Below are 13541 nucleotides of genomic sequence, written 5' to 3'. Positions count from 1 at the left end.
CTTTGAGCGGAGGGAACGCGCAGAACCGGATCTGGTTTCATGAGATCGCGATGTTTTGGTTGGAATCGACCAAATCATAAACGTGACCGATTCCAATAAATTAGAGCGGGATGCGGGCGGAAGGCCGCATGCACTTTTCCTCGTCCGCTCCAACTCTCCGGCAAAAGCGTTGCAGTTCGGCAACGCCTCGAATTGGCACGACCCCACAAATTGTGGGGAGTATCTTTGTATGTTGACAATTATACTCATGTTTTTTATGCGGCATAAATGAGGCGACGACATGTCGCAACGCCCAGAACGCGCCCAGCCAGCCCCTTGAGTTTGCCGCTCAACAGCAAGCCCGGCCTCGAACCTCAAAGGATTGGTCCATGCTCACCCGGCATCGTCGCCAGGCCCTGTTGGCTTGCACGACAACTCTTGCAATTTCAGTCGCTACCGTCGCATTCGCCCAGAGTTCGACAAACCAGGCAAAGCCGGAAGAGAAAAAGGCCGAGGAGACCAAGAAGGGCGAAACCTACCTGTCGCCGATCGTTGCCAAGGGCTCACGCACCGCTGACCCCTATGCGAAGGCCGGCCCGGTCAGTGTCGTCACGTCCGACCAGATCGACCTGCAATCCGGTCTCGAGACCGACGACCTGCTGCGCGGCGTTCCCGGCACGTCAACCGCCAACAACCCGCAGAACCCGGGCGTCGCCGTCAACATCCGTGGCTTCGAGGGTTCCGGCCGCGTCAACATGATGATCGACGGTGTGCGCCAGAACTTCCGCTTCACCGGCCATGAAGCCCAGGGCCTTGCCTATTTCGATCCGGCATTCCTTTCCGAGATCGACGTCACCCGCGGTGCCGTCACCGGTGTCGGCGGCGGTGCTTTGGCCGGTTCGGTCAACTTCAAGACCTACGACGTCGAAGACCTGATCCAGGACGGCAAGAACTACGGCGGCATCGCTTCTGCCACCTACGGCAGCAACGAGGCCGGCTGGTCGGAATCTTTGATCGGTGCCTATCGTTTCAACGACGTCTTCTCGGTGCTCGGCGGCATCAGCAAGGCTGATCCCGGCAACTACGACAACGGCAACGGCGTAACGGTGCCTTACACCGAGGAAGACCTGCTTTCCGGCCTGTTGAAGTTCGAGGTGACTCCGGATCAGGACCACACCTTCAAGCTCACCGGCATCACCTATGACAACGACTTCTTCGCGAACTCCTACTTCCAGAACGTGAAGAACCAGACCGTTTCGGCCAGCTATTCCTACACGCCGGACAACGAACTCATCGATTTCCGGGCCAATGCCTATTGGAACCGGCTGAAGATGAAGTACGACACCGATGTTCGCGGTGGCGGCACGGCGGCCGGTCGCCGCATCACCGACACGGGCAAGGGCTTCGATATCTCGAACACCTCGCTGTTCGATCTCGGTGAGGTTGCCGTCCGGGCGAACTACGGCGTCGAATATTTCCGCGACGACTATGACGTCATCAACAGCACGGCGCGCCCGTCTGGCGGCGTCAACGGCAGCGGCACCAATGCCACGACCGGCGTCTTCAGCAACACGACCTTCACCTATGGTATCGTCGATCTGACGGCCGGCCTGCGGTGGGATCACTTCAGCCTCGATGGTTCCGGCGCCGTGGTGCGAGGCAACCCGATCGGCCTGCCGGCGGGTCCCTACACGGTCGACAAGTCCGACGGCCGTCTCAATCCGAGCGTCACGGTCGCGCTCAACCCGACGGACTGGTTCCAGCCCTACGTGACCTACGCCGAGACCTCGCGTTCGCCGACCGTCAACGAGACCTTCGCCGGCGGCACGCACCCGGGTACGACCGGCCAGTCGTTCTTCCCCAATCCGTTCCTCGAGCCTGAAATCTCGAAGGGCTGGGAAATCGGCGCGAACTTCACCTTCGACGGGCTGCTCGATCCCAGCGACAGCCTGCGTGTGAAGGCGAACTACTTCCACAACCGCATCGACAACTACATCACCGCAGCGCTGCTGGGTGGTGGTCGCCAGATCTTCTTCGTCAACAATCCCGGCACCTCGACGGTGCAGGGCTTCGAACTCCAGGCGGCCTACGATGCCGGCTATGTCTTCGGTGATCTCGCCTACACCTACACCGACAGCAATTTGCCTTCCCAGGTGAACGGGTTCGGTGTCCAGAGCTACCTGCCTGATAACATCATCAGCGCAACGCTCGGTGCGCGCTTCCTCGAAGACCAGCGCCTGACGGTCGGCACGCGGCTCTATGCGGTGTCGAACGCATTCGTCGGCGAGATCAACCGCACGCCGCCGAACGTTCCGGGCTATGGCCTCGTCGACCTCTTCGCGAACTACAAGTTCGAGAACGGCTTCGAGGTGACGGCGACGGTGACGAACCTGTTCGACAAGACCTACACGCCGTCGTCGAGCACGATTGCAGGCAGCACGATCGATACGGGCCGCGGCCGCACCTTCCTGGTTACGGCGAAGGCGAAGTTCTGATAGGATCAGATCAACTCCAGTCGGGCGGCTCGCAAGAGCCGCCTCTTTTTTTGATCGATCCGTGATATCCGGCGCGGCTTTCCCGCTTGCGCAAGGCATCAACCCACGCTAACACTTTCGCCCATGGAAAATGCACGCAACATTTCGACCTGGTGGTGGGCTCGCTGAAGCGGCCTTGACCAGTCATGCGTGATTGAGAGATGAAGCCGCCCGGAGATTTCGAGGCGGCTTTTTTCATGTTTGGGCCGCTCAAGGACCGGGCTTTTACGGAGCGAGGCGAATGGCAACGGTAATTCTCGAGGGCGGAGCGGAGAGCTACACCGCCAAAGGCGGCATCGTGGTGACGCGCAGGCGACGCGAAGCCTCCTATACGCAGGCGATCGCGAGCTATGTGGACAAGCTCGATGAACGCCGCGGCGCGGTGTTTTCCTCCAACTATGAATATCCCGGCCGCTACACCCGTTGGGACACGGCCGTCGTCGATCCGCCGCTCGGCATTTCCTCGTTCGGCCGCGCGCTCTGGATCGAAGCCTATAACGACCGTGGCGAAGTGCTGCTGTCGATCATCGCCGAGCACCTGAAGACAGTCGCGGACATCACCCTCGGCGCCTCGACCAGCCGCCGCCTCGATCTGACGATCAATCAGCCTGACCGCGTCTTCACCGAGGAAGAGCGCTCGAAGATGCCGACGGTGTTCAGCGTGCTGCGCGCCGTCACCAATCTCTTCCATTCGGCCGAGGACGCGAGCCTCGGCCTTTATGGCGCCTTCGGCTACGATCTCGCCTTCCAGTTCGACGCGATCGACCTGAAGCTCAAGCGTCCCGACGACCAGCGCGACATGGTGCTGTTCCTGCCGGACGAGATCCTCGTCGTCGACCACTATGCCGCCAAGGCCTGGATCGACCGCTACGATTTCGCCAAGGATGGCAAGACGACCGAAGGCAAGGCGGACGAGATCGCGAGCGAACCATTCCAGACAGTCGACAGCATCCCGCCGCATGGCGACCATCGCCCCGGCGAATACGCCGAGCTCGTCGTCAAGGCGAAGGAGAGCTTCCGCCGTGGCGATCTGTTCGAAGTGGTGCCCGGCCAGAAGTTCTTCGAGCGCTGCGAGAGCAAGCCTTCGGAAATCTCCAATCGGCTGAAGGCGATCAATCCGTCGCCCTATTCCTTCTTCATCAATCTCGGAAACCAGGAATATCTGGTCGGCGCTTCGCCGGAAATGTTCGTTCGCGTTTCCGGCCGCCGCATCGAGACCTGCCCGATCTCGGGTACGATCAAGCGCGGCGACGACCCGATCGCCGACAGCGAGCAGATACTGAAGCTCTTGAATTCCAAGAAGGACGAATCCGAGCTCACCATGTGCTCGGACGTCGACCGCAACGACAAGAGCCGCGTCTGCGTGCCCGGCTCGGTCAAGGTCATCGGCCGCCGCCAGATCGAGATGTATTCGCGCCTGATCCACACGGTCGACCATATCGAAGGGCGGCTGCGCGACGATATGGATGCCTTCGACGGCTTCCTCAGTCACGCCTGGGCGGTGACGGTCACCGGTGCGCCGAAGCTTTGGGCCATGCGCTTTATCGAAAGCCATGAGAAGAGCCCGCGTGCATGGTATGGTGGCGCGATCGGCATGGTCGGCTTCAACGGCGACATGAACACGGGCCTGACGCTGCGCACGATCCGCATCAAGGACGGCATCGCCGAGGTCAGGGCAGGGGCGACGCTGCTCTACGATTCAAACCCGGAAGAAGAAGAAGCCGAAACCGAACTGAAGGCCTCCGCCATGATCGCTGCCATTCGCGATGCGAAATCCGCCAACGCCGGCAAGGCAAGCCGCGACGTTGCGGCGGTCGGCGCCGGCGTCAACATCCTGCTCGTCGACCACGAAGACAGCTTCGTTCATACGCTCGCGAACTATTTCCGCCAGACTGGGGCAACCGTCACGACGGTACGCACGCCGGTCGCGGAAGAGATCTTCGATCGCGTCAAGCCGGATCTCGTCGTGCTTTCGCCAGGACCCGGCAATCCGAAAGATTTCGACTGCAGGGCAACGATCAAGAAGGCGCGGGCCCGCGAACTGCCGATTTTCGGCGTCTGCCTCGGTCTGCAGGCGCTTGCCGAAGCCTATGGCGGGGACCTGCGCCAACTCGCGATCCCGATGCACGGCAAGCCGTCGCGCATCCGCGTGCTGGAACCGGGCATCGTCTTCTCCGGTCTCGGCAAGGAAGTGACCGTCGGGCGCTACCACTCGATCTTCGCCGATCCGTCGAGCTTGCCTAACGACTTCATGATTACAGCTGAAAGCGAAGACGGCACGATCATGGGTATCGAGCACACCAAGGAACCGGTGGCTGCAGTGCAGTTTCACCCGGAATCGATCATGACGCTTGGCGGCGACGCCGGCATGCGGATGATCGAGAACGTCGTGGCGCATCTTGCCAAGCGCGCCAAGATCAAGGCCGCCTGAGCATTCCCGCATTCGGGCGATGCTGACGTTGGGAAGATCTTGACGATATTGAAGAACCAAGGGGCCGCTTCCGTCATGGAGGTGGCCCTTTTTGTTCCTACCGTGTCGCCTGAATGGCTGGCGCGCGCTCGCAGCGATCGGCAAAAAGCCGCTCGCCCAGGAAATCGACGAACACGCGCACCTTTGGCGATAGATGGCGGTTTGACAGCCAGAGGAGGTGAAACTGTCCGGGAGCGTCGAGATAGGCGTCGAGCACCGTGCGGAGCCGGCCGTCACTGAGTGGCTGGCGCGCGAGGAAATCCGGCAGGCAGCCGATGCCGAGACCGCTGAGGACGGCGCCGCTGAGCGCCTCCATGTTGTTGCTGGTGAGCACGGTCTTGATCTGCGGTCCGGGTCCGTCTGAGGGCATGGCGATCGGCCATTCCTGCAGCTTCCGGCTGTTGGGAAAACGGAAGCGGATCGCATGGTGCCCGTCGAGGTCACGCGGGCATTCGGGTGTGCCGTGCCGATCGAGATAGGCGGGGGCGGCGCAGAGCAGAAGCTGGAACGGTCGCAGCGCCCGGGTCATCAGCCGGGAATCCGGCAGCACGCCGCTGCGGACGGCGACGCCGACTTCCTCGTCGATCAGATCGACGATGCGATCGTTGAAGTCGAGGTCGAGCTCGATTTCGGGGTGGCGCCGCACGAACTCCGGCAGCACCGGCAGCAGCAAATGGTAGCTGACGATCGGCACGCTGACGCGCAACCGACCGCGTGGAACGGCCACGGCCTCGGCCAATGAGGCTTCGGCATCGTCGAGGTCGTCGAGGATGCGGCGGCAGCGCTCGTGAAAGAGGCGTCCCTCCTCGGTCAGCCGGATACTACGGGTCGAGCGCTGCAGCAGGCGCACGCCGAGCTGCTTTTCGAGAGCAGTGACTGCCTTGCCGACCGCGGAGGCGGACAGGCCGAGCACGCGCCCAGCGGCGACGAAGCTGCCGAGATCGGCGGTGCGCACGAAGGCGGTCAATCCACTCAGGCGATCCATTGCTGACTTCCTATTCGAGCGTTCTGTTCCGGTATGCCTGTCCTCTTGGCACAATTCTCAGCCGATTATGGCGAAACTATCCTGCATTCGTCAATCGATGCCCAAGCGGCGGACGTCCAGCTGCAGGTTTCCAGGAAGTCTGTGTGGGTATCTCCTTTGCTCCAACGGATGGACGATATGAGAGAAAAGTTCAAAGACGGGCGCGGACGCCGGTTCGTGCTGCTCGCGGTTTGCTGCGCGGCGGCCGCGATGCCGCTCACCTTCACGGGACCAGCCGTGGCGTTGCCGGCGATCAGCCGCAGCCTCGGCGCCGATCCGATCGCGCTCAATTGGGTCACCAATGCCTTCATGCTGACCTTCGGCAGTTCGCTGATGGCGGCAGGCGCAGTTGCCGACAGTTTCGGTCGCAAGCGCGTCTTCCTCGGCGGTCTTGCCGCGTTCCTGCTGTTCTCTGCTGCTCTGGCATTCGCCGGCAATATCGTCTGGTTCGACGTGTTGCGAGCGCTTCAAGGGATAGGGGCAGCCGCCGCCTTCTCCGGCGGCATGGCCTCGCTCGCCCAGGAGTTCGAAGGAAACGAGCGGCTGAGAGCCTTCAGCCTCGTTGGCGCCAGCTTCGGCGTCGGCCTCGCCTTCGGGCCAATCGCCTCGGGCCTGATGGTCGAGGCCTTCGGGTGGCCCGCGATCTTCCTGCTCGTCGTTGCTCTTGCTGGCCTGGCGCTGGCACTCGGAGCGGTTTTCATGCGGGAGACGTGGGATCCGGATGCCACCGGCCTCGACTGGAAGGGAGCTGCGAGTTTCACCGCGGCGCTGACTGCGCTCACCTTCGGCATTTTGCAGGCACCGGAAAGCGGCTGGAGCCACCCGCTCGTGGTCGCCATGTTCGCGGCCTCCGTACTTTTCTTTCTGGCCTTCTGGCGGATCGAGCGGTCGGTCGCGCGGCCCATGCTCGATCTGACGCTTTTTCGCTATCCACGCTTCGTCGGCGTGCAATTGCTTGCGGCAGCTCCCGCCTATGGCTTCGTCGTCCTACTCATCCTGCTTCCCGTGCGTTTCATCGGTATCGAGGGCATGAGCGCGGTCTCAGGTGGCCAGATGATGATCGCGATGTCTGCGCCGCTTCTGATCCTGCCAATTGCCGCAGGCCTGTTGACGCGCTGGTTCACGCCGGCAGCGATCTGTGGAGCGGGCTTGCTGTTCTCGGCGGCAGGGCTCTTCTGGCTAAGCCGGTTTCCGGTGGGTTCCGAGCCGACCGTGCTGCTCGCACCTCTGCTGCTGATAGGACTTGGCATCAGCCTGCCTTGGGGGCTGATGGACGGGCTTGCCGTCAGCGTCGTGCCGAAGGAGCGCGCGGGCATGGCGACGGGGATCTTCAGCACCACGCGTGTCGCAGGCGAGGGGGTTGCGCTCGCGATCGTGAGCGCAGTTCTCTCCGCGCTCACCGCTTCGAACCTGGGGCCGGAGGCCGGCGCGAATGCCGCTGCAATGGCCCAGCGCGTCGTGACTGGCAACCTTACGGACGCAGCGCTGCTTGCACCGCAGACATCGCACGTCGTTCTCCTCCACGCCTATGGCGATGCGTTCAGTGCCTTGCTTTGGCTGCTGACTGGCATCACGGTTGCGACCGCAGCCGTCGTGTTCTTCTTCATTGGCCGGGGTAGCAAGGTTGCCGACGGCGACGAAATCGAAGCCAAGCTGTTGGCCCTCGAGGTCATTGCCTGCGGAGAAACCGGAGCCAGCCGAACCAAGCTTTGACAAGAGGGGCCCAATCGCTCATATGCTTAGCGATAGACCGCCTGCGCGAAATTCGCGCGGGCGGTTTTGCGTTTCAATGGGCTTGCGTTTGCAACTCGTTTGCATCTGCATAGGGAATGATAAAAATGTCTGCGTCCGACAACAGAACCGTCCTGCGGCTTGCCTTTTGGGGCATTCCGCTGTCTCTGGCCGTGCTGGGGCTGAAGCTTCTTGCCTGGTGGCTCACCGGCTCGGTGGCCCTTTTGTCCGATGGTCTCGAATCCACGGTCAACGTGATCGCTGCAGTGATCGCCTATCTGATGATCGGTTATGCTTCCAAGCCGGCGGATGCCGGCCATCCCTTTGGCCACCATAAGGCGGAGTATTTTTCAGCCGTCATCGAAGGCGTGCTGATCGTCGTTGCAGCTCTTTTGATCGTCTGGGAAGCGGTGCCGGCGATCATGGCGCCGGTGGTGATGGAAGCGCCGGCTCTGGGCCTGGCGATCAACTTCGCCGCGGGTGTCGTCAACGCCATCTGGGCCTATGTGCTGATCACAGCCGGCCGCAACCATCGCTCGCCGGCGCTGAGTGCCGATGGTCACCATATCCTGTCGGATGTCGTCACCTCGATCGGCGTTCTCGTCGGCCTCGTGCTTGCCATCGCGACCGGCTACGCGATCCTCGACCCCCTGCTCGCCGTCGTCGTCGCCTGCAACATCCTCTTCCAGGGCTGGATGGTGATCTCGCGTTCGATCGATGGATTGATGGACCGGGCGGTTTCGGTGGAAGAGGAAGAGGCGATCAAGCAGGCGATCGCCGCCAATGCCGCGGGGTCGCTCGGCGTGCACGATCTCAAGACCCGTCAGGCCGGTCCGGCCATCTTTGTGGACTTCCACATGGTCGTGCCGGAAGCGATGCCGGTCGGCGAGGCGCACGATATCTGCGACCGGATCGAGGATGCGATCCGTGTGGTGCATCCGGGCGCCAGGATAGCGATCCATGTGGAGCCGGAGGGCGAGAAGGCGCACGGCGTGCGCGTCAAGACGACGTCAGCGCGCCATTGAAAACACAAACGGCCGATATCGCTTGAACTGCGAGAAGATTTCCTTCTTAAGGCAGTTCTGATTTAAGGGCCGCAAACGGGGCGGGTCGGCGAGGGCGCAAGCCGGTATCGACCGAACCCACGCGCGGATGTTCTCACGGAGCAACAGGCAAATGAGCAAGACTGACGTATCTGGCCTCTCGCAATTGGGCGCGAAGGTCGACCTGCCGCAAAGCCCGGAAGAGGCGGTGCTGGAGCGGGTGCCGAGCGGCAACAAGGGCAAGGACTATCTGGTGCGCTTCACCGCGCCGGAGTTCACCTCGCTCTGCCCGATGACCGGGCAGCCGGATTTCGCCCATATCGTCATCGACTATGTGCCGGATGAGTGGCTGGTGGAATCGAAGTCGCTGAAACTGTTCCTGCACTCCTTCCGCAACCACGGCGCCTTTCACGAGGACTGCACCATCGAGATCGCCCAGCGGCTGGTCTCGCTGCTTTCGCCACGCTGGCTCCGCATCGGCGCCTATTGGTACCCGCGTGGCGGTATCCCGATCGACGTCTTCTGGCAGACCGGCAAGCCGCCGGAGGGCCTGTGGCTGCCCGATCAGGGCGTGCCGACCTATCGCGGTCGCGGGTAAGGGAAAAAGCGGGGTCTCCGCTACGGCTTGAAAGCCCGGCGTTGGCGCCAGGCATCAGCGATGCGCGCGGCAACCTGATCGGTTGGTTCGTGCGTATCCACTTCGAGGTCGTAGTTGCAGTGGGCATGCGTCTTAAGGTGAAACCGGGCTTCACCGATCGTGCGATCGCCGCGCTCGCGACGCTCAAGGTCTTCGATAGGCGCATGAACGCCGATCCAGAAGACGTCCAGATGTGCTGTCAGTTTTCTGATCTCGTCGGACCAGCTTTTCTCCTCGACGATATGCTCGACGATCAGATCGTTGCCGGCCCCGGCGAAAGCCGCAATCGAGCGGTGAAATCCGTCGAAGAACCTGTTGCGTTCGCCGCGCATCCCATGGTGCATGCCACGCTTGAGCACCCGAAAGCCGGCGTCGGCAAGCTGATCTGACGCATAGTAGCAGAAGGGCTCCGGGAGGATTTCCCGGAGCGCCTTTGCCAGCGTGGATTTTCCGGAACTGGACGTGCCGTTCAGAAAGATAATGCGTCCGTGCTGCACGTTTCCTGATCTCAGCCGAAGATCAGGGCTGCACCCGCAACTGCAGTCAGCCCGCCGAGGATGCGCGCCAGCACGTTGCCGCCGGAAAGGCGCTGAAGGGCGATGCCGAGACCGATGCCGGCTACATGAAGCGCTGCGGTCGCGCCAATGAAGCCGACCGAGAAGGCGAGTGCCCCGGCGCTGCCAAGCTCACCGCCATGGGCGTGGCCGTGGAAGAGGGCAAAGACGCCGACGATGGCCGCCGATGCAGCGGTGTCGAGGCGCACCGCCATGGCGACGAGCAGGCCGAGTGCGACCACAGAGGCCAAGATCGCCGGCTCGACGAAGGGCAGTCCGACGCCGGCCATGGCGAGCGCGAAGCCCGCCGCCATCATGGAGACGAAGGCCGTCGGCACGATCCACAGTGCCCGGCCGCCAATCTGGGCGGCCCAGAGGCCGACGGCGACCATGACGAGGATATGGTCGAGGCCGAAGAGCGGATGCGAGAAGCCGGCCGCAAACGAGCCGTTTTCTTCCGGGTTGAGGTGGGCGAAGGCCGGAGCGGCGGAAGCGATCAGCGCCGCGGCAGCAATCAGGATGCGTCTGTTCATGCGTGTCCCCATGGATCGGCGAGGCCTGGGAGGATGGCCCCGTTCTGAATGTTTGGCGCGGTTGATTTTATTGGCCTTTGTCCACCTGTCTATACGGCATTTGGCGGTAGGTGTTTTTACCATAAGCGAAGTGCGCCTTGCCGCTTTGTCGCCGCTTCGGTTTGTTGCATTGTCTTCGGCGTCGAGTCGCATTATCTGACTTTGACTGAAGACTTCATGAGACGCCGGAGAAACACGGATGTACGACAACGACGACGAGGACGACAAGAAGACCGAATTGCCGCTCGGCAAGGAAACGGAGGCGAACCTTTTCAAGTCGCGTTCGATTTTCATCTACGGCACGATCACCCAGGAACTGGCGCAGAAAGTGTGCTCGCAGCTCGTGGCGCTTGCGTCGGCCAGCGATGAGGACATCCGTCTCTTCGTCAGTTCGCCGGGCGGCCACGTTGAATCCGGCGACAGCATTCACGACATGATCAAGTTCGTGAAGCCGAAGGTCTGGACGATCGGCACCGGCTGGGTCGCATCCGCCGGCGCGCTGATTTATGTCGGCGTTCCCAAGGAGCGTCGCCTTTGCCTGCCGAACACCCGCTTCCTGCTTCACCAACCGTCGGGCGGCACCCGCGGCATGGCTTCGGACATCGAGATCCAGGCACGCGAAATCATCAAGATGAACGAGCGCCTCAACAAGATCTTCTCCGAAGCGACCGGCCAGACGGTCGAAAAGATCGCCAAGGACACCGAGCGCGATTACTGGCTGTCGGCTGAAGAGGCCAAGAGCTATGGTCTCGTGTCGCGCATCATCACCTCGGCTGCGGACATCTGAGTTCGCTTCAGCCGAACGGATATGAAGGGCACCGGCATCGCGGCGGTGCCCTTTTCTTTTGCAGCGACCTGCGCGCATTGTGCCGCTTGCTCCGGTTCGGCAAGCCGTGTATAGGCTTTGACCATGACCAAGGCTGACGCATATCGGATCGCCTCGATCCCCGCCGGACACGATGACAATCGTGCGCCGTCGCGCGCCTTCGCATCGCTTCTTCTTCTCGGCCTTACTCGCGGTTGCCGGGTTCGCTGAGGAGCGCCCGGCGGCCGAAAAGCCACGCCGGCGGATGCTCCTCGACCCCCATAGAGTTTTAGGACAAAGGCGCGCCCGCCGCGGCATTTGCCATCGCAATCCGGTCCCCGATCGGTTATGGCAATGCTGCCAGAGCGCTCAGTGATGAAGAGAAGCTGCAATGATCCAGAAGTCCCATTCCATCAAGAACGGCATGCCGGAAGCGTCGGTGAAGTATCAGCCTTACCCGCAGATCGCACTCACCGACCGCACCTGGCCGTCGAAGACGATCACCAAGGCGCCGATCTGGTGCTCGGTTGACCTGCGCGACGGTAACCAGTCGCTGATCGACCCGATGGGTCACGATCGCAAGGCCCGCATGTTCCAGCTGCTGCTCGACATGGGCTTCAAGGAAATCGAGATCGGCTTCCCCTCGGCCTCGCAGACCGACTTCGACTTTGCCCGCTGGTGCATCGAGGAGGGCAACGTCGCCAAGGACGTGTCGCTGCAGGTGCTGGTGCAGTGCCGGCCCGAGTTGATCACCCGCACCTTCGAAGCGCTCGAGGGCGCCCACCAGCCGATCGTGCATTTCTACAATTCCACCAGTGAATTGCAGCGCCGCGTGGTCTTCGCCAAGGACGTCGCCGGCATCAAGCAGATTGCCACCGACGCTGCCAAGATGATCACCGACATGGCAGCCAAGGCCGGTGGCGGCTACCGCTTCGAGTATTCGCCCGAGAGCTTTACCGGCACCGAACTCGAAGTGGCGCTGGAGATCTGCAATGCGGTCACCGAAATCGTCAAGCCGACTCCCGAAAACAAGCTGATCCTGAACCTGCCCTCGACCGTCGAGATGGCGACGCCGAACATCTATGCCGACCAGATCGAATGGATGTGCCGCAACCTCGACAACCGCGAAAACCTGATCATCTCGCTGCACCCGCACAACGACCGCGGCACCGGCATTGCCGCCACCGAGCTCGGCCTGATGGCTGGCGCCGACCGCGTCGAAGGCACGCTGTTCGGCAATGGCGAGCGCACCGGCAACGTCGACGTCGTCACCCTGGCGCTGAACATGTTCACGCAAGGCGTCGACCCGCAGCTCGACTGCTCGGACATCGAGCGGATCAAGGAAGTCTACGAATACTCCAACCAGATGGTCATTCCGGAGCGCCATCCATACGTCGGCGAGCTGGTCTATACGGCCTTCTCTGGTTCGCACCAGGACGCGATCAACAAAGGCATGAAGGCGATCAAGACGGCCAACAAGCCGCTCTGGGAAGTGCCGTATCTGCCAATTGATCCGCGCGACGTCGGCCGTTCCTACGAGGCGATCATCCGCATCAACTCGCAGTCGGGCAAGGGCGGCATCGCCTACATCCTGCAGGAGGATTACGGCATCAACCTGCCGCGCAACCTCCAGGTCGAGTTCCGCGAAGACATCCAGCGCATTACCGACGAGGAAGGCAAGGAGGTGCCCTCCAGGCGCATCCACGAGCGCTTCATCGAGCGCTATGTCGAGCAGCCGGGCGCGCGCATCAAGTTCGTCGATCACCACACCTATCCGGTCGGCGAGCACAAGGGCGTGCGCGTGGTGGCCGCCGAGATCACCGACAATGGCGAGGTGAAGCGCATCGAAGGCAAGGGCACCGGCCCGATCGACGGCTTCATCAACGCGCTGTCGATCTACCTCGGCATCGATCTTTCGGTCGCTGACTATTCCGAGCACTCACTGCAGCACGGCTCCAACGCGGCGGCCATCGCCTATGTCGAGATGGAGCATCCGGGCGGAAAACTGTTCGGTGCCGGTATCAATACCAACATCGTTGCCGCCTCGCTCGAAGCGATCGTGTCGGCGGCGAACCGCGTTCTGGAAATGAAGCGCGGCTGATCAACAAAAACGCCGCGTGCCCTCAATGGACGGGCGGCGTTTTCGATCAATCGTTGAGACAGGGCAGTCGCAGCTCGGCATGACGGCGTCA

11 protein-coding genes are annotated in these 13541 nt (G+C 62.1%); 8 read left to right on the top strand and 3 right to left on the bottom strand.

Annotated elements, in window-relative coordinates; translation table 11 throughout:
* Positions 1-368 precede the first annotated feature (368 nt).
* The 3 genes from IB265_RS12115 to IB265_RS12105 all read left to right on the top strand — a co-directional run bounded on the left by IB265_RS12115 (position 369) and on the right by IB265_RS12105 (position 4944).
* Positions 369-2474 carry a TonB-dependent receptor domain-containing protein gene (locus IB265_RS12115; RefSeq protein ID WP_057253050.1) on the top strand — a complete coding sequence of 702 codons (2106 nt, stop codon included), beginning with the start codon at positions 369-371 and terminating at the stop codon, positions 2472-2474.
* Between the two features lie 123 nt (positions 2475-2597).
* Entirely contained in the window at positions 2598-2642 is a 45-nt protein-coding gene (gene trpLE / locus IB265_RS12110) for a trpE operon leader peptide TrpLE (protein ID WP_192494823.1), read from the top strand.
* A 112-nt stretch (positions 2643-2754) separates the two neighbouring features.
* Entirely contained in the window at positions 2755-4944 is a 2190-nt protein-coding gene (locus IB265_RS12105; RefSeq protein WP_057253052.1) for an anthranilate synthase, read from the top strand.
* 97 nt (positions 4945-5041) lie between these two features.
* Here IB265_RS12105 and IB265_RS12100 read toward each other — a convergent pair whose 3' ends face one another.
* Positions 5042-5968: a LysR substrate-binding domain-containing protein gene (locus tag IB265_RS12100; protein ID WP_057253054.1), complete on the bottom strand. Its 927-nt coding sequence runs from the start codon at positions 5966-5968 to the stop codon at positions 5042-5044.
* 177 nt (positions 5969-6145) lie between these two features.
* Between IB265_RS12100 and IB265_RS12095 the strand changes: the two genes are divergently transcribed.
* The 3 genes from IB265_RS12095 to queF all read left to right on the top strand — a co-directional run bounded on the left by IB265_RS12095 (position 6146) and on the right by queF (position 9379).
* Entirely contained in the window at positions 6146-7720 is a 1575-nt protein-coding gene (locus IB265_RS12095; protein ID WP_192494798.1) for an MFS transporter, read from the top strand.
* Between the two features lie 125 nt (positions 7721-7845).
* On the top strand, positions 7846-8763 hold the full coding sequence (locus tag IB265_RS12090) for a cation diffusion facilitator family transporter (protein WP_057253059.1): 918 nt from the start codon (positions 7846-7848) through the stop codon (positions 8761-8763).
* Between the two features lie 151 nt (positions 8764-8914).
* A complete protein-coding gene (queF, locus tag IB265_RS12085; protein ID WP_057253061.1) occupies positions 8915-9379 on the top strand; it encodes a preQ(1) synthase in 465 nt (154 codons plus the stop codon).
* A gap of 20 nt (positions 9380-9399) precedes the next feature.
* Here the strand turns inward: queF and IB265_RS37735 are convergent, their stop codons facing one another.
* Complete coding sequence (locus tag IB265_RS37735; protein WP_057253063.1) at positions 9400-9915, bottom strand: chloramphenicol phosphotransferase CPT family protein; 516 nt, start codon at positions 9913-9915, stop codon at positions 9400-9402.
* A gap of 11 nt (positions 9916-9926) precedes the next feature.
* The gene (locus IB265_RS12075) at positions 9927-10505 is read right to left on the bottom strand and encodes a HupE/UreJ family protein (protein WP_057254325.1); all 579 of its coding nucleotides are present in this window, start codon (positions 10503-10505) and stop codon (positions 9927-9929) included.
* A 238-nt stretch (positions 10506-10743) separates the two neighbouring features.
* Here IB265_RS12075 and IB265_RS12070 point away from each other — a divergent pair, with 238 nt between their 5' ends.
* Together IB265_RS12070 and leuA are read left to right on the top strand one after the other, a co-directional pair.
* Entirely contained in the window at positions 10744-11331 is a 588-nt protein-coding gene (locus tag IB265_RS12070) for an ATP-dependent Clp protease proteolytic subunit (protein WP_057253064.1), read from the top strand.
* Positions 11332-11740: 409 nt separating this feature from the next.
* Positions 11741-13450, top strand: a complete 1710-nt coding sequence (gene leuA / locus IB265_RS12065) for a 2-isopropylmalate synthase (RefSeq protein WP_057253066.1) — start codon at positions 11741-11743, stop codon at positions 13448-13450.
* The last annotated feature ends 91 nt before the right edge of the window (positions 13451-13541 follow it).

Origin of the sequence: Ensifer sp. ENS10 (assembly GCF_014852025.1) — a bacterium.
GTDB lineage: Bacteria > Pseudomonadota > Alphaproteobacteria > Rhizobiales > Rhizobiaceae > Ensifer.
The sequence above is the reverse complement of the archived record's forward strand: the minus strand, read 5'-3'. Positions and strand labels throughout refer to the sequence as shown.

Bases quoted from the DNA above. Each gene is read 5' to 3' on its own strand.
- IB265_RS12115 (WP_057253050.1), top strand. From the start codon at position 369: ATGCTCACCCGGCATCGTCGCCAGGCCCTGTTGGCTTGCACGACAACT.
- IB265_RS12105 (WP_057253052.1), top strand. From the start codon at position 2,755: ATGGCAACGGTAATTCTCGAGGGCGGAGCGGAGAGCTACACCGCCAAA.
- IB265_RS12100 (WP_057253054.1), bottom strand. From the start codon at position 5,968: ATGGATCGCCTGAGTGGATTGACCGCCTTCGTGCGCACCGCCGATCTC.
- IB265_RS12095 (WP_192494798.1), top strand. From the start codon at position 6,146: ATGAGAGAAAAGTTCAAAGACGGGCGCGGACGCCGGTTCGTGCTGCTC.
- IB265_RS12090 (WP_057253059.1), top strand. From the start codon at position 7,846: ATGTCTGCGTCCGACAACAGAACCGTCCTGCGGCTTGCCTTTTGGGGC.
- queF (WP_057253061.1), top strand. From the start codon at position 8,915: ATGAGCAAGACTGACGTATCTGGCCTCTCGCAATTGGGCGCGAAGGTC.
- IB265_RS12075 (WP_057254325.1), bottom strand. From the start codon at position 10,505: ATGAACAGACGCATCCTGATTGCTGCCGCGGCGCTGATCGCTTCCGCC.
- IB265_RS12070 (WP_057253064.1), top strand. From the start codon at position 10,744: ATGTACGACAACGACGACGAGGACGACAAGAAGACCGAATTGCCGCTC.
- leuA (WP_057253066.1), top strand. From the start codon at position 11,741: ATGATCCAGAAGTCCCATTCCATCAAGAACGGCATGCCGGAAGCGTCG.